We start from the raw sequence: 25443 nt of genomic DNA, 5'->3' as shown, positions 1-25443 counted from the left end.
CCGCGACGGCGGGGCATTGGTACCTGTTGTCGGCCGTGGGTGGTACCCGGCGGTTGCCCGGTGCGGATCTTGTTGCAGCGTTGGCGAGTTCCGGCGCCCGGGCGCGGTTGGGGACCGCATCAGGATCTGATTTCCGTTGGGGTGTGCGTCGTGTGCCGGTGATTCTTGCGATCCAGGGCGCCACCGACACTGCCGAGTACACCGCGTGGACCCGCTCGCCGGATCATGCCGCCGCGCTTCCGGACGGCAGAAAGCCGCTGTTGGTGCTCGGGCATGACGATGCGGTCATCTCCCATGCCGAGGTCGCCAAGCTGCGGGGCAGTACCGGTGCGGATGTGTTGGCGTGGGTGGACCGGGGCCGGGGTCCGAAGTGGATGTTGCACCGGGTGGACGGAAGCCGGCCGAGGCCGGTCGAGCCGCCCACCGAGGTGACTCGTACGCCACGACCGGCACTGTTCGGGGGGAGCGGTGATTCCGTCGAGACGATCGAGGAGGCTGCGGAGTCGGCATCTGATTTGCTGGGCACCCAGGTCGTCGGTGTGGATGTGATGCCTGACGGGGTGGCGGTGTTGCGGGATGGCCGGCGGGTGACACCCGAAGCCTTCGCGGGCGAGGTGGGAGAAGGCCGGCGTTTCGTCCCGGGACTGGCGGTCGCGGCGTGGCGTGGTCGTGGGGTTGTGGGTGACTGGTCTGCTGATTTTGCGGGTGCCGTGGGGGAGTTGGGTGGGTGGGTTGTGCGGGCTCAAAACGAGGGTGAGGCCGAGACGGTTGAGGAAATGTCGCTTCCGGCTGAATACTGACCTGTTGTTTCCGGATGTTGTTCGCGCGCCGAACCGGAATGCCAACGTCGCCGCACGCATCGGCGCGATCACCACGGCGGTGGACGTGCCGGTCATCTCCACGGGCACAACAACCTGTCGCTGGTGGTGGCGAACTCGGTGGTGCTCGGAGCGTTCACCCGCACCCCCTCGTTCGCCGAATCCGGTCTGTACCCGGCTGTCGTTGTGGTGTCCAAAGTCTTCCGTCACGCATTCACGTCTCGCCGCCGACGCCACGGAGATCTTCCGTGACCTCCGGAATCCGGCAGCGGCGTTGCGCTGGAGCAAACAGGCCACCGACATGACCGCCGACCGCAGCCCCCGCGCCGTCGGACTGCGCCGGGCCATCGTGGCCACCGCCCACTGCCAAGCCCGAGACCTCGACCGAGCCCTCGACTATGGGCACCCGGCTCTGCGTACCCTGGCCCGGGTTTCGTCGGGCCCTGCCGGCCGCGCTCTGCGCAGCGTGGGCTCGGCCCTCGCTGCGTTCGACGATCCGCGAGTACACGACTTCACGAAGCGGGGATGTGACCGTGGTGCGGAAATCGGGCCCGCACCACGGTCGGTCGTCACCGCGGTAGGTCGTCGCCCTTGTAGGTGGACCGCCTTGAAGGCCACCTTCAGCGGGGACCAGCCGTTCTCGGTGGTGTAGGGGCCGCCGTCCGCCCCGTGGTGCCAGTAGCGGAGGCAGTAACCGCCCGCACCGGTCAGCTGCCGGAGGTTGCCGTGGCTGACGTTCGGGTCCGAGCAGTCCGCAACCCCGTTGTCGTTCAGATCTTCGTCGATGTTGATCCGCGGCGAGCTGGCGTATCCGGGGCTGCAGTTCCTGTCGCAGGAGCAATATAACCAGCTGTTCACCATGCACGGCACAGTCATGCTGCTGCTGTTCGCCACACCGATTGTGTTCGGCTTCGCCAACGTCGTGCTGCCGCTGCAGATCGGGGCGCCGGACGTGGCGTTCCCGCGGTTGAACGCGCTGTCGTTCTGGCTGTTCCTGTTCGGCGGGTTGATCGTGCTCAGCGGGTTCCTGCTGCCGGACGGCGCGGCCGACTTCGGCTGGACCGCCTACGCGCCGCTGTCGCGCGGGATGTTCAGCCAGGGTCCGGGCGGCGACGTGTGGATCACCGGGCTGATCGTCAGCGGACGGGGGACCATCCTGGGCGCGGTCAACATGATCACGACCGTGGTGTGCCTGCGCGCACCGGGCATGACGATGTTCCGGATACCGATCTTCACCTGGAACATCTTTGTCACCAGTATCATGATCTTGATCGCGTTCCCGATCCTGACTTCCGCGCTGTTCGGGCTACTGGCCGACCGGCAGCTGGGTGCGCACGTGTTCGACCCGGCCAATGGGGGGCCGATTCTCTACCAGCACCTGTTCTGGTTCTTCGGCCATCCAGAGGTCTACATCGTGGCCGTGCCGTTCTTCGGCATCGTGACCGAGATCTTCCTTCCCGGTGTTCAGCCGCAAACCGCTGTTCGGCTACGCTGGCATGGCCTTCGCGACGTTGTTCATCAGCGGACTATCCATTCTGGTGTGGGCGCACCACATGTTCGCGACCGGCGCTCCTCGGCGGCTCGCCGTTGCCCTTCGTGTACAACGTGTTCAAGAGCGCGCGGTACGGGGTGCTCGTCAACGTCGACGATCCGTGGGGGGGGGGCACGGGAACTCGCTGGAATGGGCCACCACCTGCCAGCCGCCGCGGCACAACTTCACCGAGCTGCCGCGCATCCGGTCCGAACGTCCGGCCTTCGAACTGCACTACCCGCACATGACTGAACGGATGCGACCGTTACAACCAGCACGAGAGGGTGAGCGGCGATCCGGGGATCAATCGGGTTCCCAGGGAGTGCCGATATTGGTGCGGGGTGACATGTACCGGGTTGCTGTGGGCGTCGCGGATGTCGCAGCGGCGCAGCCATTCGCCCAGCGCGTGTTCGTAGCCGGAGTGGCTGGCGCGCTTGCTGCCGTCGGGGTTGGCCCTGGAACGAGGACGAGCCGCGAGTCTGCGAGCAGGTACTCCAGCCGTTCGTCCGGGTATGCCGGGTCCAGCGGCACGTAGGTGGCATCGAGCTTCGCCAGCGCGATCATGGCGACGACCGAGTCCAGGGTGCGGCGCAGGTGGACGGCGACGCGGTCCTCCGCGCGTACCCCGCGTTCGCGCATGAACCGCGCCAGTTGGTTCGCGCGGGCGTTGAGCTCGCGGTAGGTCAGCACCGTCGACTCATCTCGACCGCCAGGGTGTCGCCCTGCTCCTGGACCCGCTGCTCGAACAGCGCCGCCACGGTCTCTGCGGCCGGGTACGCGGCCTCGGTGGCGTTGCGCTTGCCGAGCGGTTCGGTGCGCTCGTCCGCCGAGACGATCTCGATCTGCGACAGCGCGGCGTCCGGGTGGTCCAGGACGAAGTCGAGCACGGCCGTCCAGAGGGACATGATTCGCTCGATGGTCGCCGCGTCGAACAACTCGGTGCAGTACTGGACCATGACGTCGAGGCCGCCGTTGCCGGGTCGCTCCGAGACGCTGAAGAACAGGTCGAAGACCGAGTTCCGGGTCGGGCTTCCGCGACCTCGAGGTCCATCCCCGGCAGGGTGAACCGTTCGACCGGGCTGTTCTGCAGGAAGAACGCGATCTGGAACAACGCGTGCCGCGTCGGCGAGCGCTCCGGGTTGAGCTTCCCGACCACGTGGTGGAAGGGCAGGTCCTGGTGCTCGTAGGCGGCGATGCCGGTCTCGCGGACCTGGACCTGGGCCACCAGGTCGGTGAATCGCGGGTCGCCCGCCGTGTCGGTGCGCATGACGAGGGTGTTGACGAAGAACCCGACCAGGTCCTCCAACGCGTCGTCGGTGCGCCCGGCGATGCCGGTGCCGATCGCGATGTCGGTGCCCGCGCCGAGCCGCCTCGTTCGGCGTGCCGCCGACGAAGCGGTAGCTGCCTACACTCACGAGCGCGGAGAACCCTGCTCTCACAGTGACATCACCGTCTGGGCAGAACTGTCGAAACCTGCCGGCCCGTACCGAGACAGCACGGGCTTGCAGGTTTTCACCTATCCGGGTCCGGGTCCGGGGCGGCTTGCCACTGCAGCGCCCGCGGGCGCTGCGCTGTCTGCAGGGACTCGGCGAGAGCCTCCTCGACCGTGCTCGGCGGCACGCACGCGTTCCGGACGTCATCAGGCTCCGCGCGGCTTAGGTTTTGACGTCCAGTCGATGCAGGTCGGGCGTTGCTGGGTGCGGGCGAACTCGCGCAGTGCCTCGTGAACTCGCGCGATGGGAAGTTCAGCATGAGGAGACATGACCATCATGTGCCCGTCGATGGTGAAGTAATCGACGTACTCCGTATTCGTGCCATCAGCGGGAACGAGGGCGGATGTGGCGTCGAACCACATGAGTGACCCGATCGTGCCGCGCACGCCGAGGGTCAAAGTGGGTGCATCCTCGTGGGGCTCATGGAGGAAAAACCACGCAAGGCCGGCCTCGGGACGTTGGCGCTCTTGATCGTGATCGGCGAGCCCGCGGATGATTTCCTCGATGTCCATCGCCGGGGTGAGCTGGACTTCTTGGTCATTGAGAACGTCGGCTCCAGAATCGTTCATGCCTGCCCCCTGTAGGTCTTGGAGAACGGCCTGCCGTCCTGAGTGGTGCCGTGAACGGTCAACGTGTACCCCTTCGGTAAGAATCGTTCAAGCACTTGATCGCACCCGCGTTTCTTCCCTGGCTGCGAACCACACGGAACATGGTTGATCATCAGTTCGCGGGGTGCTGCTTGCCGGTCTGCGTCATCATCGCGGCCACTTTCATCTCGACATGGCTGCTGACGAACTCCGCCAGACGAGGCGAGATCCCCGCTTCATCAGCCCGTGTGAGAATCGACGGCGTTCAGGTCTGATCGATACCTGAGACGAACTTGTCGGCCACCGAGCCGTCGACGAAGCCGACCGTCTTCTCCCCGGCTTTTCCCTCTTGAACTCGGCGAGGCAAGATATCGATCATCGTCCCGGCCTCCGGCGGGTACTGGGACCCGTCCTTCGCTGTCACATACCGCGGCTGACCACCGGAACCCCCTCCGCTGGGAGCTGGAGCGCTGGGCTCTGCCGCTCCAATGCTTTTGAGATAGTTCGCGCAGGCGTCGCGCACCTTCCGGCAGATCTGCCATGCCCGGTCGATCTCCTCCCGCGCACCGGCCATCGCCGTGATCGCCTCGGCCAGTTCGGTGTCGTTGGTCTCCAGCGCGAGCGGATACAGGTCCGTGCCTGCCTCGTCGATGCACTCGCCGGCCTGTTGCCAGGCCGTCGGCGGCAGCTTCGCTATCGCCGCCCGGATTCGCGCCGCTATCGCCGCCACGTCGTTGCCCACACCTGCTGATGTTCAGAACAGCCCCGACACAAAACGGGCCTGAGTGGGGCATGGTCACTGAATTGGATGAGTGGTGGATACCCGGATTGTCGCGTGGAGTGGGGACGCCGGCCTAGCAACCGTGCTAGGCCGGCGTCGGTCAGACTCAGCGGTTTCGAATGATCGCTGGCCTGATACACATTGCCAATGACGCAAGTGCGCGGCTGCGGGGGCTGCCACTGTCTGCAGCAAGGACGTGGAAATGGTCCCGTCTCCGGACAACGCGCTGATCAATGCGATCACGAGGGCGACAATGACGATGATGCCGAGCAGGATGCACGCGGCCATGCCTAGCCGGTATCGCAGTTTGCGTTCCTGAAGCGACACCAGCTTGTAGAGGTCGCTTTCCTGTGGGGAATGGCTATCTCGGCGTGATCGAAAATGGCGATCAGCTCCTTGCGGGTGAAGGCGCGCTTGCCCGCGTCGGCTTCGGCGTCGGCGACGTGGAATGCGGTGTTCCACTCGTGGACCACCTGGACTGGGTGGGTGCCGAACCGCTGCTCGCACTCGGTCGACCACTGGTAGGCAGGGTCGATGAGGTAGGCGCAGAAGGAGTGGACGGCCTCCTGGTAGTTGCGCAGCGTCGAGCGCTTGAGCTTGCGCACCGCCCGTCGGCCGCCGAGCCACTCGTCGACCTGCGCGGCCGTCCAATGACACGGGAATGCGTCGGCGTGCCTGGCGAACGCCCGCACGGCCTTTTCCCGGCTGCCGATCGTGGAGAACGCCAGGTTCCGCGCCAGCTGCCGGTTACGCCAGCCGTCCAGCATCAACGTGAATACCTGCTCCTCCGGCCGAAGCAACGGCACGCTGTCGACCAAATGCAGCGCCGCCGACTCCGGAGCCAGCCCGTCCCGACCAATCCGCCTCAACCGTCCGTCACCTACATCAGACGAAGAGATCTTTCATCAAAAGTAATGGCGTTGGCAAACTGCCAGGCCAACGTCCGTCGAGGCGCTCCCGCCAGGATCTCGGCGAGTCCCGCGTAAGCCCCACAAGCACAGGCGATAGCCTGGCTTCCAGCAGCGCGAACACGTGCTAACTCCGCCGATATGCCAAGCGGTCGGGGTTCTTCATCCAGTGAAACTGCGGTCACTCGGTACATCAGAGCGGCGGACAGCGCTAAGCCCGCATCGGTGCTGGTGGCCGGCTGAGGTGGTGTTGGCCTGCTGAGGTGCTGGTGGCCCGCGGCTGGCGTCCGAAGTCTTCCCACGGATAACGCTTTTTTATCTGCGGCACCGCTGATCACGTCCTGCGGGAACATCTCCGCGGCGGCGCGCGAAGCAACCATATTATCTGTGGCAAGGGAGAACTCGGGTGTCCGCCGTCGTCCTGCTGCCGGCCGACACCACGGCGCTGACCGTCGGCTTGCGTGGGAGGATTTGTGTGCTTCTGCAGAGGGGTGGCCGGTCGTGACGCCAGCTTGATCACCAACGCCGCCGCCGTGTCCGCGAACTCATGACCGCGTTGCCAATGAGCAGGCGAAACCAGTGAGCAGCAGACCGGCAACGAACAGGAACGGCGTGGCGGAGCCGACAGTGTGCAGTCCGGTGGCCACGACCGGGCCGATGGCGAAGGCCACGCCCGAGGCGGCCGAGATGGCGCCTCCGGCCTGGGTCTGCCCGGCCTCACCGGCGGTGCGCGACACGCGTTCGTAGCACGCGGGCAGGGCGAAGCCCACCCCTACGGCTGTGACCACGGCCCCGAGCATGATCCAAGACAGACTCGGCCCGAAAGCCAGTGGCAGCACGCCGAGCAGCGTCATCAACAGGCCGGCGCGCAGCGACCAGGTGCCCAACCAGCGCCGGTCGCGCCGCAGCGACGGCCTGCGTCAGCGCCACCAGCACCCAGGCGGCTGCGTGGCCGGCTTCGTCGGCGGGCGCGCCGATCCGGTCCCGGAGCAGGAAGCCGATGTTGACCTGTGTGGCGGCGACCAACAGCAACAACGACACGACCACGAGCAGGTGCGGCCATCCGCTGCGGAGGAAAGGCCCCCATTGCCATGTGACGCGTTCTGCCGGTCCCTGACGCACGCCTGGCGGGAGCCGCACGAGGAACGAGGTCGTCACGGCCAGGAGGACCAGGGGAGCCAGCAACAGGACGAGCAGTCCGCGGGAGCCGGTGGCCGTGTCGAGCAGAGGGCCGGCGACGATGCCGATCCCCGGTGCTGCGGCGATCACGGTCGCGGCCCGTCCTCGCTGCTCGGCGTCCGCCAGCAGGAACGCAGCCGAGGAGACCGCGACGGCGGCGAGGGCGAGACCGAATAGCATTCCTCGGGTCAGCAGCGCGAGAGCGAAAGCCGCCTGAGCGGTCTGGGGTGGCCAGCGGACGACCGCGGCGAAGGCAAGCGCGCTCAGCAGGACACCGATCAACCCGCCCAGCAGTAGCGGTCTGGTCCCGGTCCGATGCGATAAGAACGTCCACAAAGGATTGGAGAGCAGGAAGGCGCAGCCGGACGCCGTGATGACCACGCCCATCCGGATCTCGTCCAGACCGAGCCGGACGGCCAGCGGGAGGAGCACGGGCATGGCCGACTGCTGGACTGTGTAGCAGAGGGCCAGTCCTGTCCCTACCAGGGCGAGTCGGCCCCCGTGCGCTGATCTGACCGTCATCGCGTTCGTGCCGTGAGCGTGTCTGACAGTCGCACGTCTGGACTGGACACGAGGTTCAGCAGCAGGTCGCGCAGGCGCTCCTGGTGCCGGGTGAGCGCGGTCTCGTCGTAGATGCACGGGTTGACCTCGTACTCCAGTAGGTGGTCGCCCGTCAGCCCGCCGTAGCAGTTGACGCGGAAGTTCGACGCGGGCCCGGTCGCCAGCACGTGGAACTCCGAGGCGCACCCGAAGAACCGGGGCTGCTCTCCGAACGCGATCACGTTGACGAACGTGCGCAACGCGATCGGTGTGTCCTGCCGGTCCAGGTGGGCCCGCTGGTGGGTCGTCGCCTCGGCGACCCGCCTGGCCACCTGATCGAGCAGGTCGATGAACGTGCCGTCCATGTCGACGTCGACGCGGAGTGGCAGCTCGTTCGCCATGTTGGTCGGGGTCTTCACCGCGGCATGGGTCGGCCGGTTGGCTGCCAGCATTCCGATTACGATGTCCGCCGAGCCGGTCACCTCGCTCAGCAGACACGCCACCACTGCCTGGACTACCACCGGCCACCGCGTTCCCGTGCGGGCGGACAGGTCCTGGAAGGCGGACCACGTCCTGTCGGGCACGCGCACCACCGAGCGCAGCGGCTTGGGCTGCGCCGGGGCCTCGTGCGGCGCGAGCGCGGACCACGGCAGCGGTGTGGCCAGGACGTCCCGCCAGTAGGCGTCGTCCCGGCGTGCTCGCGCCGAGCTGCGGTAGGCTCTCTCCTCCGCCACCAGCTGTTCCAGCCTGGCGAACCCGCTCTTCGGCGTCGCTGTCCCCGCCACGAAGGAGTTGTAGTGCTGGGCCACACGCGCCAGGTACCGATGCGCCCCGTAGGCATCCAACACGATGTGGTGGTAAAGGAAGAAGAAGAACTCCTCGCCGCTGTCCACCTCAATGAGTGCGTGCGAGCACATCTGGTCGCCGTTGCGCAGGTCGAACGGTACGGTGAGCGCCGAGCGCATCCACTCGAACGCGGCCTGCTCGTCGGGCAGCGCGACCGACGACAGTGGCGCGGGGCCGCCTTCGACGACCGTCTGCCGTGGCTGCCCGTCGACCTCCGCTAAGCGGACTCTCAGCATGTCGGCCTCCGAGTACGCTGCGGTCACCGCGGCCCTGAGCGCGACCTGGTCGATCCCGCCAGTGAGCCGGAAGTACCCGCCGCAGTTGTAGCGCGGATTGCTGGGGTCGTCGTGGTGCGAGGTCCACTGCTGCCGCTGGGCCGCCAGCAGCGGCAGCAATGTGCTCGTTCGGCAGTCGGTCATGTCATCGGCGTTCGCTGCGAATGAAGTCGGCAAGGAACGACGCCAGCGCCCGGACCGTCGGGTGATCCCACACCACCGTGACATCGGGCACGATGTCGAAGGCGTCTTCGATCTCCGTGATGATGGCGAACGCGGAGACCGAGTCAAGGCCGTAGTCGCTCAGCGGTCGGTCCGGGTCGATCTCGCTCTCGGGCTGCTCGGCGTAGCGCGCCACGGTCGCCGTGAGCCAGTCGACCATTCCGTCGACCGACACCGTCTCATCTGCCAGGGGCATGGACACTCCATCTGTATTCATCAAGGGGAAAACTCGGCTCAGCACCCGAAGACGGGGCGCCCCGTCGAAGTTAGGTCGCGGTTGTCGGCGCACCTGCTGACGAGCTCAGTGAACAGCTGCTCCTCGACGTTGCCGGGCAGCTGCCTCGGCGAACCGCCCTGCACCAGCCGGCCCAGCACCGACGCGGCCCACGCCGACACCCAGTCGCCGGAGCCGCGGTTGTGGAGCCACGTCTGCAAGCACACACCCGCGAGCACGAGGCGGGCGTAGCGGTCCACGACCCTGGCCGCCGACGGCGACGCGTCCACCCCGAGCTCTGCTGGGGGCAGCGCCGTGCACGCGGAGCGCAGGTCTCGCCCTTCCACGGCCAACGGTTCCGCGCACCGCCGGATCAGGTCGGCGTCGGCTCCTCGCAGCCCTGCGAGATCGGCGAGCCCTGCGCGCAGCCCGGCGAACAGGTGGTCCCGGCCGTTGCCGGTGACGCGCAGCCGGTCGAACTCGAGCGGCGGGAGGTCGGCGTCCGCGGCGAACAACGACTCCGCCGGGGCGTTCGCCGACTCCCAGGACCGCTTGGCCAACAGCGGCAGCTGCGGCAGCAGGGCCATTCGGCACGCGGCCTTGCCGATGTGCACCACGCCGACAGCCTGCACGTCCCGCATCAGCTTCTGGAAGATCGCGGTCGGTCCCTCGCGCAGGTATGAGTGCGCGCCGAGGATCATGGCTAGCTCGTTCATGGCGTCCATGAGCAGGCGCGGCAGACAGTACTTGACCACCGCAGCGTGCACGGCGCCCTCGCCGGGGTATACGTGCAGCGACCGGGCGGCCGCAGTCGCGAGGGCGTCCGCGGCGACCAGCGTGGCGAAGACGTCGACCAGCTTGGACCTCAGGTGCGGCAGTTCAAGCGCCGACCTTCCATACAGGACCCGGTCGCGCAGGTGCAGCACGGTGCACCGCAACGCCGTGTCCACCGCCGAGGTCATCATGGCCGGCAGCGCAATCCTGGTCAGCTGGAACGTTTTCATGGTGTTCTCGGCCCCACGGCCGGCAACACCGAGGACGCTGGCCGCGTCGACCCGCGCGGAGCGGAACGCGACGCCCCCGAGGTGGACACCGCGCAACCCGACAGTGCTGAACCGGGGCAGCTCGACGACGCCGTCACCGGACAGCTCCGAGCGCCGCACCAGCAGCTGTGAATGCGCCTGGCCCGTTCGGCGGCCGTCGGTCGCCGCGAACAGCACCAACGCTTCGGCACGACTGGCGTTGGCGATGACCTCTTTGCGCCCGTCGAGCACGAGCTGGTCGCCGACGGCTCGCGCGGAGAAGTCAGCAGCCGTGAAGTCGTTGCCATGCTCAAGCTCGTGGTAGCCGCAGGCCAGCCGGTGACCTGCCATGAGGGTGTCGGCGACGTAGCGGCGCTGGTCGTCGTCGCCCGCCAGCCAGACACAGACACCTGCGAGCAGGGAGCTGGTGACGTACCCGGCGCCCAGGCCGGGGTCGCGGCGGCTCACGACCTTGCCCACGGCCACGAGGTCGTCGAGGCGGGTAAACCGGCCACCGAATGCGCTCGGCACAAGCTCGGCATTCATTGGCATTCATTCCGAACCGGGTGAGGGCCTCCTCTCCCGCTGCGAACGTGTCACCGCGCTCGTCGCAGACGAGGATCTCCTTGAAGCCCAACGGGTTCGTGGTGTCGAAGGGGTCACCGAAGCGCCGTTCCAGCGCGGCGGCTCGTGCCAACGCGGACACGCTCACCACGGCATCTCCCCCCAGTCGCCGGAGAACAACGCGAGGGGACCGCTGGCAGCGAGCGCGTGCTCGGCCAGGATGTCGAAGACCTCGTCGTCGCCGCTCCTGCCGGGTACGAGCCTGGACACTGCGAGCTCCAAGCAGGCACGCAGCACCACCGACGGCACGCCGTCGCCAAGCCGGTGCGCGTGGATCAGCAGGCACGCGGCGCCGGCGACGCAGAGCTCGTAGCGCTCAGCGAGGGCGAAGGCGTCGGCTCCGGGCATTCCCGAGGTGGGCCGGTGAGCGGCGATCGCAGTGTGCACGTCGGCGCATGCGAGCTCGAAGTCGGCCAGCAGCCCCTTCCAGCCCACGTCACCGCTGTCCTGCTCGCGAATCCGGTGCAGCAGTCCGGGCACCGCCAGTGCGAGGCCGCACCCCGACGCCGAGGTCAGCGTGAGAGCGCCGGGATCGAAGGCGGGCAGCGGGCCGCTTACCAAACCGGCCAGCCGGTCCGCCACCGTCGGATCGACCGCGCCGTAGCGACGTCCAAGCCTGGTGAACTGGGTGATGAGCATCTGCCGGTTCACCAAGGTGCTGCCGTCGAAGATCCCGACGAGCCGGTGGTCGCGGTCGAGCTTCGCGAACTCACCGTGTTCGAAGACCTCGGTCAGATATCCTCTGGCGCCAAGCAGTTCGGCGACCTGCCCGATCGTCTCCTGCACCATCGTCGGCACGAACGCCTTGCACACCGCCGCCAGCACGCTCATCTCACGGGGAAGGACGTGCACGGCGCGGGTGGTGACGGCAGCGACGGCCTCCGCGAGCAGCACCCCGGCTGCGGCACGGCCAATCAGGTCGCGCGCCAGGGGCATCTCCGCGACCTGCCTGCCGTACAGCCGGCGATGGCGGGCGAACGACGTGGCCAGACGCAGCGCGTGGTCTCCGGCCCCCAGCGACAGCGCCGCGCAGGCCGTGCGGGTGAGCTGCAGCGCCTTCAACACCGTCTCGCTGCCCGTGCCGGGCTCGCCGACCAGCGCGGTGGGCGGGAGCACGACGTCATGCACGGTAAAGCCGCTGATGTCGGCGCCGCGAATGCCGTGAGTCGCGATCTTCGCGGTCGGCCGCACCCGGTCTGCGGGCAGCTCGCGCTTGTCGACCAGGAAGAGGCTGAACCCGCGCGGTCCGCCGTTCGACGAGGTTCGGGCAAGCACGCACATCAGTTGTGATCGGGTGGCGTTGTTGATCAGCCACTTCTCCCCGTCGAGCCGCCAGCCCTCGTCCACCCGCTCCGCGGTCAGATCGCCCGCGAGGATGTCGCTGCCGTGTCCGCGTTCGGTGAGTCCCCAGCACACCACGGCGCCGCCGGTGATCTGCTCACCGAGCCACCTGGCCTGCTCCGGTGATCCCGAGACCCACACCGACACCGCGCCCAGGAAGGTCTTGCCGTGCGCGATGGCGACGGTGAGGTCGTGCCGCGCCACCGCCCGCAACATCGCGACCACCTGGGGAAACTCAGCCAGTCGCCCACCATGTTGCACCGGCACGTAGTAGGCGGGCAAGCCCGCGGAGTCCAGCGCCCCGCACGCCGCGACCGGGAACGACTCTGTGGCGTCCAGCCTGGCGAGCGCTGCCGGGGAGAACGGCCTTTCGGCGCCACGCCACTCACGGAGCGCCTCTTCCAACGCCACGACGGGGGAATCGGCCATGACGGCCGCATCGGTGACCATCGTCATCTTCCAGCGGTGTCGAGTACCGGCTGGCCCGCGCGCAGCGTCCGCAACCGAGCGGTCATGTCGACGTGCAGGGCCCTGACCTCGCCGTCGAGGAAGCAGCGCCGCATCTCCACCCGACCGACCTTCCCGCTGGTGGTGCGCGGCGTGCCCCCGGGACGGAGCAGCACGACGCCGTCGAGGTCGACGCCGAACTCCCTGGACACCGTGAGCTTGATCGACGAGACGAGTCCGGCGTACTCCTGCTCAGGTGTGCCCGGCGCGACCTCGTGGGCCAGCACGACCAGCTCACCGGTGTCCGGCGGGAACACGCCGAAGGCAGCGCCGATGCCCGCGCGCAGCCGCTCGTGCTGGAGACGCACCGTCTCCTCCACATCGTGCGGATGTAGCTTCCTGCCCCGCACGACGATGACATCCTTGATGCGTCCGACGACATAGAGCTCGCCGTCGCGCACGACACCCAGGTCGCCGGTGCGCAGGAAGTGCCCTTCACCGCAGGTGGTGCTGTTGCCGAAAGTGGCCGCGGACAGCTCGGGCGCGTTCCAGTAGCCCCGCGCCACGCTCGCCCCGCGTACCCAGATCTCACCGACCTCCCCCGCAGCGAGCACAAACCGGGTCTCCGGGTCGACGATCCGGAGGTCCACGCCGTCCACGCGGCCGCAGCTGACCGGAGCGCGCCCGGTGTCAACGGCGGCGGAGCCGCTCATCCCGACCAGAGGACGCCTCCGCGCCGAACCAGTCACCAGGAGAGTCGCCTCGGCCAGCCCGTACGCCGGGGCGAACGACTCCGGCCGGAAGCCGGCGGAAGCGAAGCGCGCGCAGAAGCTGTCCATGACCGCAGCGGACACGGGTTCGGAGCCGTTGAGTGCCACCTCCCAGCCGGAGAGGTCGAGGTCGGCCAGCTGCTCGTCGGTCACCCGGCGCACGCAAAGCTCGTAGGCGAAGCTCGGCGCCGCAGAGACCTTGATACCTAATTCGCCGATCATGCGCAGCCACAGGTGCGGTCGACGCAGGAAGGTCATGGGGTCCATCACGACCGAGCTGCCGCCGAGCACGATGGGCGTGAGCAGTTGACCGATCAGCCCCATGTCGTGGTAGGCGGGCAGCCAACCGCCGACGCGATCGTCGGGCTGCAGGCCGAGGGCTCGAGCAATGGTGGCCACGTTCGCCAGGAGGTTGCCGTGGCTGAGCATCACGCCCTTGGGGGCGCTGGTGGAGCCCGAGGTGTACTGGACAAGAGCGAGCGTGTCCGAGTCGTTGTGCGCCACCTGGTCGTCGTCGAGGGCGGGGCACTCCAGCGACTCGACGTCTAGCACCTGCAGCGGCAGGCTCTGCTCGGCGACCCACTCCGTCACAGTCGGTATCGACCTCGTCCCGGTCAGCACGACCGAGGCATCGACGTTCGTGGCGATCGCCGCGACCCTTCGGCGTTCATGGAGGAAGCGGCCGGGCACAGGAACGGGAACAGCGACTCTGCCGCTGTACAGACACCCGAAGAAGGCCGCCGTGAAGGCGAAGCCCGGCGGCAGGCAGATCAGGACTCGGCCACCAGCGTCGCCGCAAGACTGGAGGACGCGGCCGACCCGCCGTGCCAAGAGATCGACATCAGCCGCGCTGAACCACGTGTGCTGCGCGTCCTTGCCGTCCGCTTGATATTCGCACAGCGCGGGTTCGTCGGGCGCAACGAGGACTCTCCGTCTCAAAACCGCATCAAGGCTCGATAGCCACGCCGTCTCAGACTGCATGAGTTCCTAACCACGAGAATTTGCTAGAACGTCGTATTTCCTTCGAGGAACTAGACCACCGCAAACCCTGACAAGGGCGCCGCACAAAGGGATCAATTCCCTTTGATGAACGCACCTGTGCGCGAAAATACCCTAGAGTGAGGCTTTCCGCGTAACGGGTTGTCGCGCTGAGTGATCAGGTTGTTCGGGCGTGGTCGATGTGGAGGAGGACGAGGGCGGCGGCGACGATCTTGCCGATCTTCCAGGGGCACAGGCTGACGTTGCGCAGGGCCTTAAAGGTATTCTTGAGCAGGGAGTTTCCGCGTTCCCCGATGGCCCGTTTGCCGTTGTGGGCTTTGTTGTGATCCTTTTGTTCGTCGGTGAGTTCGCCGCCGGCGGGTTTCTTGAAGGCCACCGTGATCGTGTCGGCCTCACCCTCGTAGCCGAGATCGCCCAGGACAGGCAGGTCCGTGTCGGTCCAGGCGGCCAGTGCGGGCAGGATCTCGGTGTGCGTGCGCAGGGCGGTGGTGTCGTGCTCGCGGCCGGGACGCACGTCGGAGGTCCATAGTGGCCAGCCGTCGGGTGCGGTTATGACCTGGATGTTCCCACCGTGGTTGGCGTGCTGTTGAGTCGGCCTGGGGCGCGGTGTCGGCGTTGCCGCCGGTCCGTTTCCCCAGGCCGCTCGCCGAACCCGGCGTGCGACTTTCACCGCACCGGGCTCTCCATGGTCTCTGCCGTCAGGCGTGGTTGGGGACGGTCCAGGGGTTGGGGATGGTGTTGCCTCGGTAGCGGTAGCGGCTGACCGTCACCGCTGCGAGGTCGAACAGTTCGATCCCGTCTGCCGAAGGCCTGCGCCACCGTCCAGTGTGGTCGGTGAAGCGGCGGCGGACGTCCTTCCACTTCCAGCGGTGCAGTGTCATCCACCATCTGATCACTCGGCGCCACGTGAAGTGTTCCAAGGCTTTCATGGTGTGGGTGCAGACTGCGTGCTTGAAATAGTTGTCACCGGCGCATCCCGTTGCGAGCAGGAGACCTGGCAACGCTGCCACCGCTCTAAGCCGCATCACAACCGGCCCGCGTAGCCCTCGGTGGAGTTGATCGTGGCGCTGAGCGTGCCCTGCACGCCGTTGATCGTGGTGATCATTTTCGTCAGTAGTCACTGTGTGCCTTAGTTGTTGCGTTGAATGATGCGTGGATGCTGGCTGCTGCCACGTCGTTGTGGCAGCAGCCAGCTGCGGAGCGTCCCGCCGGGGCGGACTACACGGGATGGGCCGAGATCAACGGGCCAACGTGTGTCCAACGTCGAACGACACGCACCAATCCATTCGATCCCTCGCAAGCCTCGGAAAGAAACCGGGTTACACATTCAGGCGTTCTTGGCAGCGCTGGTCGCAGCAGTATCCGGCCGAACGCAACGAGAACCGACACCGACAAGTTGATCTCTTACGCATCCGAGCATTCCTCGTCACGCGACGAGAGGCTACAACTATATGCGCCGCCTCGGTGTTCTAGGTGTTCACTGCCGGTTGGGGAACGGTGTTCTCAGGTCTGGGGCGGGTACGGGAGGAGGCTGCTGGCGTGTTCGTTGATGCGCAGGGCTTTCCCGATCGCGGGGAAGGCGCGCTGTGGGCAGGCGGGGCGTTCGCAGACCTTGCAGCCCATCCCGATGGGCGAGACCGCGGCGTCCGTGCCGAGCGCGAGGCCGTCGGAGTAGATCAGGCGGTGGGCTTGGCGGAGCTCGCATCCCAGGCCGATCGCGAACGTCTTGCCCGGGTGGCCGTGGCCGCCGACGGCGCGGTTGACCGTGCGGGCGATCCAGAAGTACTTCTTGCCGTCCGGTAGTTCGGCGATCTGGGTGAGGATCCGGCCGGGGGCGCTGAACGCCTCGTAGACGATCCACAATGGACAGGAGCCGCCGACGCGGGAGAAGTGGAACCCCGTCGCCGACTGGCGCTTGGAGATGTTGCCCGCCCGGTCGACGCGGACGAACGAGAACGGCACACCGCGCGTTCCGCTTCGTTGCAGCGTCGAGAGGCGGTGGCAGATCGTCTCGAACCCGACGCCGAAAAGGTCCGACAACCGTGTGATGTCGTAGCGGTATCGCTCTGCCGCGCCGAGGAAGACCCGGTATGGCAGGACGAGGGCGCCCGCGAAGTAGTTGGCCAGCCCGATCCGGGCCAGCCGGCGGGCGGTTTCGCCGCTGAACGCTCCGTCGTCGACCAATCGATCGATGGTCTGGCCTGTCTCCAGCATCGCCAGCTCTGAGGCCAGCCGGAAGGCCGCTTGGCCGGGCCGCAGGGCGGGGGAAAGGTGCATCACCCGGTTGACGGGGTCGAACCAGTGCTGCTCGGCGCCGATCGACTCGGCCACGACCTTCACGCCGTGCCGCTCCCGCAGGCCGGCTGTCAGGCCGGCACGTACTTCGCCTGGGACCAGTCGCAGCTCGGCGGCCAACTTCTCGGCGGGTACGTCCAGTTCCGCGACATGGTTGCTGCGGCGGTAGAACCAGTCGCGAATCTCCTCGTGCGGCTGTTGCGCGGCCGTGCGGTCGAGACCCTGTTCGGACACCAGCGTCGCGATGTTCTCGATGGCTTCGCGGTAGCGGTGGTGCAGCGAGACGAGGGTGCGGGCGACGTCGGGTAGCTGGGTGGTCAGCTCGTCGACCTGGCCGGCGGAGAGGGTGCCGTCGATGGTGTCGTCGGCGAAGACCTCGCGGACGTCGGCGACGAGGCGGGCGGTGTCCTGGGGCGTGAAGAACTCGGCGTCGATCCCGAAGTGCTCGGTCAGCCGGAGCAGCACAGGCAGGGTGAGTGGCCGCCCGTTGTGTTCGAGCTGGTTGACGTAGCTCGGCGAAATGCCGAGCTGCCGGGCAAGGTCGGACTGGGTCATCGACCGGTCCTCGCGCAGCTGCCGCAGCCTGGCTCCGGCGAACATCTTCTCCACACGCCGACTGTAACAACTTTTACAGATCGGTCGGGAACGTACACAAGATTTGACAGTGCACGGCTATCGACCCGGTGGCTTGCCCGGTGCCACGCTGCAAGAAGGCACGACAAGATTCACAGAAGGGGCCGCGATGAGCACCGAGATCGCCCGGCTCGCCGTTGTCGGCGCGGGGCAGATGGGCGCCGGCCCCGCCGAGGTCTGTGCCCGGGCCGGACTGGACGTGCTGGTCTGCGAGCAGGATGCGCCGTCGGCCGATGGTGGGCGCATTCGGATCCTGGCGTCCCTGGACCGGGCGGTCCGTGCGGGCAAGCGGGATAGGTCCGCCGCCGAGCGCGCGTCCTGGCGGCTTCGGTTCACCACCGACCTCGGCGAGCTGTCCGACCGGCAGCGGGTGATCGAGGCCGTCGCCGAGCACGGGCCCTCCACCGGGTTTGTGGTCAACGCGCTGCTGGTGCCCTACCTGCTCTCGGCGATCCGCATGGTCGAGTCCGGGGTCGCGTCGGCGGCCGACGTCGACCGCGGCGTGAAGCTGGGCGCCGCGCACCCGATGGGGCCGCTGCGGCTGACCGATCTCATCGGGCTCGACACCGTCGCGGCCATCGCCGATTCGCTCTACGCCGAGTTCAAGGAAACACTCCACGCCCCGCCACCGCTGTTGTTGCGCATGGTCGACGCCGGGTTGCTCGGCACGAAGTCCGGCCGCGGGTTCTACGTCTACGAAGGAAAGTGATGATCGACCACACCGTCCGCACCTATCGTTCCGCCGATTCGCTGCCGCGTGAGGAGCAACTGGCATGGAAGCTCGCGTCGGTGGCCACCGACCCGGTACCGGTCGCGCCGGAGGTCACCGAGATGGTGATCAACCGGGTGATCGACAATGCTGCGGTGGCCGCCGCGTCGCTGTCGCGGCGGCCGGTCCGCGCGGCTCGTGATCAGGCGCTGGCCCACGCGTCGACGCCTGGCGCGACCGTGTTCGGCTTGCCCGGCCGGTTTTCGCCGGAGTGGGCGGCCTGGGCCAACGGTGTCGCCGTGCGCGAGCTGGACTACCACGACACGTTCCTGGCCGCGGATTACTCGCACCCGGGCGACAACATCCCGCCGATCCTCGCCGTCGCCCAGCACACGGGCCGTACTGGCGCAGACCTTGTCCGTGGCATCGCCGCGGGTTACGAGCTGCAGGTCGATCTGGTGCGCGGAATCTGCTTGCACGAGCACAAGATCGACCACATCGCGCACCTCGGCCCGTCGGTGGCCGGTGGGATTGGTGCGTTGCTCGGGCTGGACGTCGGTACGGTGTATCAAGCCATCGGGCAGGCCCTGCACACGACGACGACGACCCGCCAGTCCCGCAAGGGCGAGATCTCGTCGTGGAAGGCCTACGCCCCCGCGTTCGCCGGGAAGGCCGCGATCGAAGCCGTGGACCGCGTCATGCGTGGTGAAGGTGCTCCGAGCCCGATCTACGAAGGTGAAGACGGCTTCATCGCCTGGCTGCTGAGCGGTCCGGGAGCCGAGTATACCGTGCCGCTTCCCGCGCCGGGTGAACCTAAGCGATCCATTTTGGACACTTACACCAAGGAGCATTCCGCCGAGTACCAGAGCCAGGCGCTGATCGACCTGGCGCGGCGGCTCGGCCCGCGGATCGGCGAGGCCGGCAAGGTCGAACGCATCGTCATCCACACCAGCCACCACACCCACTACGTCATCGGCTCGGGCGCCGGTGACCCGCAGAAGTACGACCCGAAGGCGAGTCGCGAGACGCTGGACCACTCGATCCCGTACATCTTCGCCGTCGCCCTGCAGGACGGCACCTGGCACCACGAACGCTCGTATGCTCCCGAACGCGCGTCGCGGCCGGACACCGTCGAGCTGTGGCAGAAGATCACGACGGTCGAGGCCCCTGAGTGGACCCGCCGGTACCACGCCGCGGAGCCGGCGTTCGGCGGCCGGGTCGAGGTCACCCTTGCCAACGGCACCACGCTCACCGACGAGATCGCCGTTGCCGACGCCCACCCGGCCGGGGCCCGGCCGTTCGCTCGCGAGCAGTACGTCGCGAAGTTCCGTTCACTCGCCGACGGCGTGATCGCCCCGCCCGACCAGGACCGGTTCCTGGACATGGTCACGCGACTGGCGGAGCTGGACGTCGACGAGGTGCGCGGCATGGCCCTTCCCGCGGGAATCGACGCGACCCCTGCGACGAAGGGGATCTTCTGATGCTGCACGCCAACGCCACCGCCAACCAGAAGCGGGTCGCGTTCCGCGCCGGGCTGAACTCCGGCACGCTGCAACGCTTTCCGGGCGCGTTCAACCCGCTGACGGCCAAGCTGATCGAACGCCAAGGCTTCGAAGGCATCTACGTCTCCGGTGCCGTGCTCTCCGCCGAGCTGGCGCTGCCCGACATCGGCCTGACCACGATCACCGAGGTCGCGGGCCGCTCGCAACAGCTTTCCCGCGTGACGGCCTTGCCCGCGCTGGTCGACGCCGACACCGGCTTCGGTGAACCGATGAACGCCGCACGCACGGTCCAGCTCCTCGAAGATGCCGGGGTCGCCGGGCTGCACCTGGAGGACCAGGTCAACCCCAAGCGCTGCGGCCACCTCGACGGCAAGGACGTCGTCGCGCGCGACGACGCCGTCCGGCGGATCAAGGCCGCCGTCGCCGCCCGCCGCGACCCGGACTTCGTCGTCGCCGCCCGCACGGACGCCGCGGGTGTACACGGCCTCGACGACGCGATCGACCGGGCCAAGGCCTACGCCGACGCCGGGGCGGATCTGATCTTCCCGGAGGCGATGCGCGGGCCAGCGGACTTCGAGCGGATGCGTGCCGCGGTCGACGTCCCGATCCTGGCCAATATGACCGAGTTCGGCAAAAGCGAACTGATCGACGCGAAGACGCTGAATTCTCTCGGCGTCAACATCGTGATCTACCCGGTGACGTTGCTGCGGCTCGCGATGGAGGCCGCCGCGAACGGATTGCGGGTCATCTCCGAAGACGGCACTCAGGAAAGCCTGCTCGACCGGATGCAGCACCGGCGCGACCTCTACGACTTGCTCGACTATTCCGGCTACAACGCTTTCGACGAGAACATTTTCAATTTCCGCGTCTGAATTTTCCGGCGCCCCGAATTCCGACAAGGGGACAACTATGTCCGCGCCCACTATCCACAAAGGACTCGCTGGAGTCGTCGTCGACACCACCGAGGTGTCGATGGTCAACCCGGACACCAATTCGCTGACCTACCGCGGCTACCCGGTCCAGGACCTCGCCGCGCATTGCAGCTTCGAAGAGGTCGCCTACCTGCTCTGGCACGGTGAGCTGCCGAGCGCCGCCGAGTTGGCCGCGCAGAACGAGGCCGAGCGGGCGCAGCGCGGCCTACCGGACGACCTGGTGACGACGTTGCTCGGCCTGCCGGGGACCGCGCACCCGATGGACACGCTGCGCACCGCCGTGAGCATCCTTGGCGCGAACGATCCCGCGGAAGACGATAACTCGCCCGAGGCCAACCAGGTCAAGGCGTTGCGCCTGTTCGCGGTTCTCCCGTCGGTCGTGGCGATCACGCAGCGCCGGCGACACGGGCTGCCGCCGCTGCCGCCCCGCGATGACCTCGGCTATGCGGAGAACTTCCTGTACATGACGCTCGGCGTGGTTCCGGAGCCGGTGATCGTGCGGGCTTTCGAGACCTCGCTGGTGCTCTACGCCGAGCACAGTTTCAACGCCTCAACGTTCACCTCCCGGGTCGTGACCTCGACGCTGTCCGACCTCTACAGCGCGGTGACGGCGGCGATCGGCGCGCTCAAAGGGCCGCTGCACGGCGGCGCGAACGAAGCCGTGATGGCGACGTTCGAGGAGATCGGCGCCGCAGAGAAGGCCGAAGCCTGGCTGAACAAGGCGCTTGCGGACAAGCGCAAGATCATGGGCTTTGGCCACCGCGTCTACAAAACCGGCGACTCCCGCGTTCCGGCCATGCGTGAGGCCCTGCAAGAGGTCGCGGCGCTGCGTGACGGTCGCGAACTGCTTGATCTGTACGAATCTCTCGCCCGCGCCATGTACGCGGCTAAGGGCCTGCACCCGAATCTTGACTACCCGGCGGGCCCCGCATATCACCTGATGGGGTTCGACACTCCGGTCTTCACGCCGATTTTCGTCGCCTCGCGCATCACCGGGTGGACCGCCCACATCACCGAGCAGCTCGCGTCCAACAGCCTGATCCGCCCGTCGAGTACCTACAGCGGCAAGACGCAGCGCGCGATCGTCCGGCCCTGATGTCCTAAGAGTGGATCGAGGTTTGAGGAAGTCCCGACTACGAGCCCGCTACAGTGGCAGAGCAGCTGGTTCGGCTGCCGCGAGCATCATGGTGGCGGCCGAGGTAAGAGGGAACCCGGTGCGAGTCCGGGACTGCCCCGCAGCGGTGAGTGGGAACGACCGCCGTCAGTCTCTGCGGAGACGAGCACTGAGCCACCGGTTTGGGAAGCGACGGCCAGTAGGAACCCGGCGCATGCCGGAGGGCCCACGAGTCCGAAGACCTGCCCGCTGTGCGCCCCACGACCGTGGGGCGCAGGCTGAGGCCTCGCGGGTGGGTCATCGCCGAGCCATGACCGGTCACGGTCGCGGTTTGTCGTGCGCTCCCGCAGGTCCACGCGGACTCGCGAAGGAGAGCCCCCGTGACCCAGATCACCCCGACCAGCCGTGCCACCGTGTACGGCTACCCGCGCCAGGGCGCCCAGCGGCAGCTGAAGAAGGAGACCGAGTCCTACTGGGCCGGCCGCGGCGACGCCGACGCACTACTCGGCACCGCCCGCGAGCTGCGGCTGCAGAATCTGGCGGAGCTGCGCGACGCCGGGATCGACGAGATTCCGAGCAACTGCTTCTCCTTCTACGACCACGTGCTGGACACCGCCTGGATGCTCGGGGCCATCCCCGAGCGGCATCTCGCCGCTGTCCCGGACACGACCAGCCCGGCTGGCGAGCTGGATCGCTACTTCGCGATGGCACGTGGCACGGCGGACGCGCCGCCGCTGGAGATGACGAAGTGGTTCGACACGAACTATCACTACCTGGTGCCTGAGCTGGGACCGGACACCTGGTTTACCCTGAACGCGAGCAAGCCGCTCGACGAATTCGCCGAGGCCCTGGAGCAGGGCGTGCGCACCCGGCCGGTGCTCGTCGGTCCGATCACCTTCCTGCTGCTGGCCAAGGACCCGATCGGCACCGACGGGTTTGGGCCCCTGGACCTGCTCGACCAGGTCGTCCCGCTCTACGTGGACCTGCTGCGGCTGCTGCACGAGGCCGGCGCGGAGTGGGTCCAGATCGACGAGCCCGCGCTCGTCACGGATCAACCGGCCGACGTGCTGGCCAAGGTCGCCGACACCTATACGACGCTGGCCGTCGCGCAGGCTCGCCCGAAGATCCTCGTCGCCTCCTATTTCGACCGGCTCGGTGACGCGCTGCCGGTACTGGCGTCGGCGCCGGTCGAGGGCCTGGCCCTGGACTTCACCAACGCCGCAGCGGCCAACCTCGACGGCCTCGCCGCCGTGGGCGGAATCCGGGAGAAGCGCCTGGTCGCCGGGGTCGTCAACGGACGCAACATCTGGGCCGCGGACCTGACCGCCGCGCTGAGCACCCTGAGCGCCCTGGTCGAGCTGTCCGGTTCCGTGGACGTCGCGGCGTCCTGCTCGCTGCTGCATGTGCCGCTGGACGTCACCCTCGAAACCGACCTCGATCCCGAGATCGCCGGATGGCTGTCGTTCGCCAGGCAGAAACTCGACGAGATCGTCACCCTGCGGCGTGGCCTGACCGAAGGCCGCGCCGCGATCAGCAACGTCGTCCACCTCAACGAAAGCCGGCTGGCCTCCCGCGCGGCGTCGCCGATCGTGCGGGTGCCCGCCGTCCGGGACCGGGTCGCCGCGGTCACCGACGCCGACCTGCACCGCACCAGCCCGTACGGGAAACGCTGCGAGGCCCAGCAGGACCGGCTGCGGCTGCCCGAGTTGCCGACCACCACCATCGGCTCGTTCCCGCAGACGCAGGAGCTGCGCAAGGCCCGCGCGGCGCTGCGGGCGGGCAAGCTCGACCACGACGCCTACCAGGAGGCGATGCGCGCCGAAATCCGCGCGGTCATCGCCGAGCAGGAGCAGATCGGCCTGGACGCGCTCGTCCACGGCGAGCCGGAACGCAACGACATGGTCCAGTACTTCGGTGAGCAGCTCACCGGGTTCCTGGCCACCCAGCACGGCTGGGTCCAGTCCTACGGCACCCGCTACGTCCGGCCGCCGCTCATCGTCGGCGACGTCTCCCGCCCCGAGCCGATGACCGTCGAGTGGGCCACCTACGCCCAGAGCCTGACCGAGCGGCCGGTCAAGGGCATGCTGACCGGCCCGGTCACCATGCTCGCCTGGTCGTTCGTCCGGGACGACCAGCCCGAAGGCGCCACCGCCCGGCAGGTCGCGCTCGCCCTGCGCGACGAGGTCTCCGACCTGGAGCAGGCGGGGATCTCCGTCATTCAGGTCGACGAGCCCGCGCTGCGGGAGACCCTGCCACTGCGCACCGCCGACCGCGCCGCGTACCTGGACTGGGCCGTCGCCTCGTTCCAGCTGTCCACCGCAGGCGTCCGCGACGACACGCAGATCCACACGCACATGTGCTACGCCGAGTTCGGCGACGTCCTGCAGGCCATCATCGGCATGGACGCCGACGTCATCAGCCTGGAGGCCGCCAGGTCGGCCATGTCGATCGTCGCCGACCTCGCCCGCGCCGGCTACCCCAACGAGGCAGGGCCGGGCGTGTGGGACATCCATTCCCCGCGCGTCCCGTCCGTCGAGGAGATCGCCGGTCACCTCCGCACCGCGATCGGGGTGTTCCCGTCCGACCGGCTGTGGGTCAACCCCGACTGCGGGCTCAAGACACGCGGCTACCCGGAGGTGCGGGCCACACTGGCCAACCTGGTCGAGGCCACCGGCCAGCTGCGGGCGCGGCCGTGACGAGCGGGCAGCTCTCCCCGCGGCGGGCGGTCACCCCGCCCGCCGCGGTCCCCGCACAGCGCACCACTAGGCCCCGCACGGTCCGGGACCGCCTGGCAGCTGGTACGCCGGTGATCTCGCTGGAGTTCATGCCGCCGCGCACGACCAACGACGCCGACCGGATCCGGCGCAACGTCCGCAAGCTGGAGTCGTTGCGACCGGGCTTCGTGTCCGTCACCTACGGGGCAGGCGGATCGACCCGGGACAACACCATCGACGTCGCGGCATGGATCGCCCAGGACACCACGATGTTGCCGGTGGTCCACCTGACCGCGGTCGACCACTCGGTTCAGGAACTGCGGTCGTTCGCCGGGGCACTGGCCGACGCCGGAGTGGTCAACGTCCTCGCGTTGCGCGGAGACCCACCCGGCGACGTCACCGGCGAGTGGGTCCGCCACCCGGACGGACTCACGTACGCGAGTGAACTCGTGACGCTACTGCGCGAACACGGCGACTTCTGTGTAGGCGTCGCCGCCTTCCCACACCGGCATCCGCGGTCGATCAGCGTCGAAGGCGACACCGCGCACTTCGTGGCCAAGTGCCGCGCCGGCGCGGACTACGCGATCACCCAGATGGTCTTCGACGCCGACGACTACCTGAGGCTGCGGGACCGGATCACGGCGGCCGGCTGCGACACACCGATCATCCCCGCGCTGATGCCGGTCACCACCATGAAGACCATCGCCCGCTCCGAGCAGCTGTCCGGCGCGCCGTTCCCGCCCCACCTGGCGGAGCGGTTCGCCGCCGTCGCCGACGATCCCGCAGCCGTGCGGGCTCTCGGCATCGAACAGGCGATCCTGCTTTCGCAACGGCTGCTCGCCGAAGGCGTACCTGGCCTGCACTTCATCACGTTCAACTTCGCCCGAGCCACCACGGAGGTGGTCGCCGAACTCGCCCTAGCCACGTCATGACCCCGAAGCCGCGCC

General features: G+C 67.9%; 22 protein-coding genes, 5 pseudogenes and 1 riboswitch. Of the genes and pseudogenes, 8 read left to right on the top strand and 19 right to left on the bottom strand.

Annotated features, from left to right (window positions below; genetic code table 11):
* A pseudogene (locus SSPN_RS0123640) lies at positions 1-800 on the top strand (hypothetical protein); the annotation flags it as partial.
* 232 nt (positions 801-1032) lie between these two features.
* On the opposite strand, the gene SSPN_RS56995 reads toward SSPN_RS0123640, so the two are convergent.
* Positions 1033-1224, bottom strand: coding sequence for a hypothetical protein (locus SSPN_RS56995; RefSeq protein WP_158309626.1), 192 nt, complete (start codon positions 1222-1224; stop codon positions 1033-1035).
* 375 nt (positions 1225-1599) lie between these two features.
* Between SSPN_RS56995 and SSPN_RS45335 the strand changes: the two are divergent.
* Positions 1600-2611: pseudogene (locus SSPN_RS45335) on the top strand (cytochrome c oxidase subunit I); the annotation flags it as partial.
* Positions 2612-2652: 41 nt separating this feature from the next.
* On the opposite strand, the gene SSPN_RS55260 reads toward SSPN_RS45335, so the two are convergent.
* From SSPN_RS55260 to SSPN_RS0123550, 18 genes and pseudogenes are all read right to left on the bottom strand, one after another.
* Entirely contained in the window at positions 2653-3039 is a 387-nt protein-coding gene (locus SSPN_RS55260) for an AMP-binding protein (RefSeq protein ID WP_010309781.1), read from the bottom strand.
* Positions 3033-3359 (bottom strand): annotated as a pseudogene (locus SSPN_RS61765) (condensation domain-containing protein); the annotation flags it as partial. The gene SSPN_RS55260 and the pseudogene SSPN_RS61765, both read right to left, overlap by 7 nt.
* Positions 3360-3478: 119 nt before the next feature.
* Positions 3479-3679, bottom strand: a pseudogene (locus tag SSPN_RS62880) (condensation domain-containing protein); the annotation flags it as partial.
* A gap of 182 nt (positions 3680-3861) precedes the next feature.
* Complete coding sequence (locus SSPN_RS62875) at positions 3862-4101, bottom strand: Imm1 family immunity protein (RefSeq protein WP_143539610.1); 240 nt, start codon at positions 4099-4101, stop codon at positions 3862-3864.
* Complete coding sequence (locus tag SSPN_RS0123615; protein WP_010309771.1) at positions 3989-4411, bottom strand: Imm1 family immunity protein; 423 nt, start codon at positions 4409-4411, stop codon at positions 3989-3991. The genes SSPN_RS62875 and SSPN_RS0123615 overlap by 113 nt, the downstream gene beginning before the upstream one ends.
* The gene (locus SSPN_RS62870) at positions 4408-4563 is read right to left on the bottom strand and encodes a DddA-like double-stranded DNA deaminase toxin (protein WP_083822068.1); all 156 of its coding nucleotides are present in this window, start codon (positions 4561-4563) and stop codon (positions 4408-4410) included. The genes SSPN_RS0123615 and SSPN_RS62870 overlap by 4 nt, the downstream gene beginning before the upstream one ends.
* 131 nt (positions 4564-4694) lie before the next feature.
* Complete coding sequence (locus tag SSPN_RS0123610) at positions 4695-5171, bottom strand: hypothetical protein (RefSeq protein WP_010309769.1); 477 nt, start codon at positions 5169-5171, stop codon at positions 4695-4697.
* A gap of 329 nt (positions 5172-5500) precedes the next feature.
* Positions 5501-6079: a hypothetical protein gene (locus tag SSPN_RS45330; protein ID WP_187764589.1), complete on the bottom strand. Its 579-nt coding sequence runs from the start codon at positions 6077-6079 to the stop codon at positions 5501-5503.
* A gap of 584 nt (positions 6080-6663) precedes the next feature.
* Positions 6664-6855, bottom strand: coding sequence for a hypothetical protein (locus tag SSPN_RS0123600; protein WP_010309765.1), 192 nt, complete (start codon positions 6853-6855; stop codon positions 6664-6666).
* A complete protein-coding gene (locus SSPN_RS0123595) occupies positions 6836-7819 on the bottom strand; it encodes an MFS transporter (protein WP_083822067.1) in 984 nt (327 codons plus the stop codon). Before SSPN_RS0123595 ends, SSPN_RS0123600 begins: the two co-directional genes overlap by 20 nt.
* The gene (locus SSPN_RS0123590; protein WP_029535657.1) at positions 7816-9102 is read right to left on the bottom strand and encodes a condensation domain-containing protein; all 1287 of its coding nucleotides are present in this window, start codon (positions 9100-9102) and stop codon (positions 7816-7818) included. The genes SSPN_RS0123595 and SSPN_RS0123590 overlap by 4 nt, the downstream gene beginning before the upstream one ends.
* 1 nt (position 9103) lies before the next feature.
* Complete coding sequence (locus SSPN_RS0123585) at positions 9104-9376, bottom strand: acyl carrier protein (protein ID WP_044574839.1); 273 nt, start codon at positions 9374-9376, stop codon at positions 9104-9106.
* Positions 9377-9414: 38 nt separating this feature from the next.
* On the bottom strand, positions 9415-10962 hold the full coding sequence (locus SSPN_RS45325) for an acyl-CoA dehydrogenase family protein (protein WP_010309756.1): 1548 nt from the start codon (positions 10960-10962) through the stop codon (positions 9415-9417).
* A 162-nt stretch (positions 10963-11124) separates the two neighbouring features.
* Positions 11125-12831 carry an acyl-CoA dehydrogenase family protein gene (locus SSPN_RS45320; protein ID WP_049887656.1) on the bottom strand — a complete coding sequence of 569 codons (1707 nt, stop codon included), beginning with the start codon at positions 12829-12831 and terminating at the stop codon, positions 11125-11127.
* A 2-nt stretch (positions 12832-12833) separates the two neighbouring features.
* Complete coding sequence (locus SSPN_RS45315; protein ID WP_063713952.1) at positions 12834-14579, bottom strand: fatty acyl-AMP ligase; 1746 nt, start codon at positions 14577-14579, stop codon at positions 12834-12836.
* Positions 14580-14754: 175 nt separating this feature from the next.
* Positions 14755-15177, bottom strand: a pseudogene (locus SSPN_RS0123565) (transposase family protein); the annotation flags it as partial.
* 118 nt (positions 15178-15295) lie between these two features.
* A complete protein-coding gene (locus tag SSPN_RS63325; protein ID WP_029535655.1) occupies positions 15296-15622 on the bottom strand; it encodes a group II intron maturase-specific domain-containing protein in 327 nt (108 codons plus the stop codon).
* Positions 15623-16100: 478 nt separating this feature from the next.
* Positions 16101-17501, bottom strand: a complete 1401-nt coding sequence (locus tag SSPN_RS0123550) for a short-chain fatty acyl-CoA regulator family protein (protein WP_010309747.1) — start codon at positions 17499-17501, stop codon at positions 16101-16103.
* A gap of 133 nt (positions 17502-17634) precedes the next feature.
* Here SSPN_RS0123550 and SSPN_RS0123545 point away from each other — a divergent pair, with 133 nt between their 5' ends.
* The 6 genes from SSPN_RS0123545 (at position 17635) to SSPN_RS0123520 (ending at position 25428) form a co-directional block, all read left to right on the top strand.
* The gene (locus tag SSPN_RS0123545) at positions 17635-18234 is read left to right on the top strand and encodes a 3-hydroxyacyl-CoA dehydrogenase family protein (RefSeq protein ID WP_010309746.1); all 600 of its coding nucleotides are present in this window, start codon (positions 17635-17637) and stop codon (positions 18232-18234) included.
* The gene (locus SSPN_RS0123540) at positions 18234-19715 is read left to right on the top strand and encodes an MmgE/PrpD family protein (RefSeq protein ID WP_010309745.1); all 1482 of its coding nucleotides are present in this window, start codon (positions 18234-18236) and stop codon (positions 19713-19715) included. Before SSPN_RS0123545 ends, SSPN_RS0123540 begins: the two co-directional genes overlap by 1 nt.
* On the top strand, positions 19715-20608 hold the full coding sequence (gene prpB / locus SSPN_RS0123535; RefSeq protein WP_010309744.1) for a methylisocitrate lyase: 894 nt from the start codon (positions 19715-19717) through the stop codon (positions 20606-20608). The genes SSPN_RS0123540 and prpB overlap by 1 nt, the downstream gene beginning before the upstream one ends.
* Positions 20609-20645: 37 nt before the next feature.
* A complete protein-coding gene (locus tag SSPN_RS0123530; protein WP_010309741.1) occupies positions 20646-21764 on the top strand; it encodes a bifunctional 2-methylcitrate synthase/citrate synthase in 1119 nt (372 codons plus the stop codon).
* Positions 21765-21813: 49 nt separating this feature from the next.
* A riboswitch (cobalamin riboswitch) is annotated at positions 21814-22046 on the top strand.
* Between the two features lie 116 nt (positions 22047-22162).
* Positions 22163-24478, top strand: coding sequence for a 5-methyltetrahydropteroyltriglutamate--homocysteine S-methyltransferase (metE, locus tag SSPN_RS0123525; RefSeq protein ID WP_010309736.1), 2316 nt, complete (start codon positions 22163-22165; stop codon positions 24476-24478).
* Between the two features lie 92 nt (positions 24479-24570).
* Complete coding sequence (locus SSPN_RS0123520; protein WP_085982149.1) at positions 24571-25428, top strand: methylenetetrahydrofolate reductase; 858 nt, start codon at positions 24571-24573, stop codon at positions 25426-25428.
* The last annotated feature ends 15 nt before the right edge of the window (positions 25429-25443 follow it).

Source organism: Saccharopolyspora spinosa NRRL 18395 (assembly GCF_000194155.1).
GTDB classification, from domain to species: Bacteria; Actinomycetota; Actinomycetes; order Mycobacteriales; family Pseudonocardiaceae; genus Saccharopolyspora; species Saccharopolyspora spinosa.
The sequence above is the reverse complement of the archived record's forward strand: the minus strand, read 5'-3'. Positions and strand labels throughout refer to the sequence as shown.

Excerpts from the sequence above, each read along its gene's own strand:
- SSPN_RS62875 (WP_143539610.1), bottom strand. The coding sequence starts at position 4,101 with ATGCTGAACTTCCCATCGCGCGAGTTCACGAGGCACTGCGCGAGTTCG.
- prpB (WP_010309744.1), top strand. The coding sequence starts at position 19,715 with ATGCTGCACGCCAACGCCACCGCCAACCAGAAGCGGGTCGCGTTCCGC.
- SSPN_RS45325 (WP_010309756.1), bottom strand. The coding sequence starts at position 10,962 with ATGAATGCCGAGCTTGTGCCGAGCGCATTCGGTGGCCGGTTTACCCGC.
- SSPN_RS0123585 (WP_044574839.1), bottom strand. The coding sequence starts at position 9,376 with ATGCCCCTGGCAGATGAGACGGTGTCGGTCGACGGAATGGTCGACTGG.
- SSPN_RS63325 (WP_029535655.1), bottom strand. The coding sequence starts at position 15,622 with ATGCGGCTTAGAGCGGTGGCAGCGTTGCCAGGTCTCCTGCTCGCAACG.
- SSPN_RS0123540 (WP_010309745.1), top strand. The coding sequence starts at position 18,234 with ATGATCGACCACACCGTCCGCACCTATCGTTCCGCCGATTCGCTGCCG.
- SSPN_RS0123590 (WP_029535657.1), bottom strand. The coding sequence starts at position 9,102 with ATGACCGACTGCCGAACGAGCACATTGCTGCCGCTGCTGGCGGCCCAG.
- SSPN_RS0123595 (WP_083822067.1), bottom strand. The coding sequence starts at position 7,819 with ATGACGGTCAGATCAGCGCACGGGGGCCGACTCGCCCTGGTAGGGACA.
- SSPN_RS0123545 (WP_010309746.1), top strand. The coding sequence starts at position 17,635 with ATGAGCACCGAGATCGCCCGGCTCGCCGTTGTCGGCGCGGGGCAGATG.
- SSPN_RS0123615 (WP_010309771.1), bottom strand. The coding sequence starts at position 4,411 with ATGAACGATTCTGGAGCCGACGTTCTCAATGACCAAGAAGTCCAGCTC.
- SSPN_RS0123530 (WP_010309741.1), top strand. The coding sequence starts at position 20,646 with ATGTCCGCGCCCACTATCCACAAAGGACTCGCTGGAGTCGTCGTCGAC.
- SSPN_RS45315 (WP_063713952.1), bottom strand. The coding sequence starts at position 14,579 with ATGCAGTCTGAGACGGCGTGGCTATCGAGCCTTGATGCGGTTTTGAGA.
- SSPN_RS45320 (WP_049887656.1), bottom strand. The coding sequence starts at position 12,831 with ATGGTCACCGATGCGGCCGTCATGGCCGATTCCCCCGTCGTGGCGTTG.
- SSPN_RS62870 (WP_083822068.1), bottom strand. The coding sequence starts at position 4,563 with ATGATCAACCATGTTCCGTGTGGTTCGCAGCCAGGGAAGAAACGCGGG.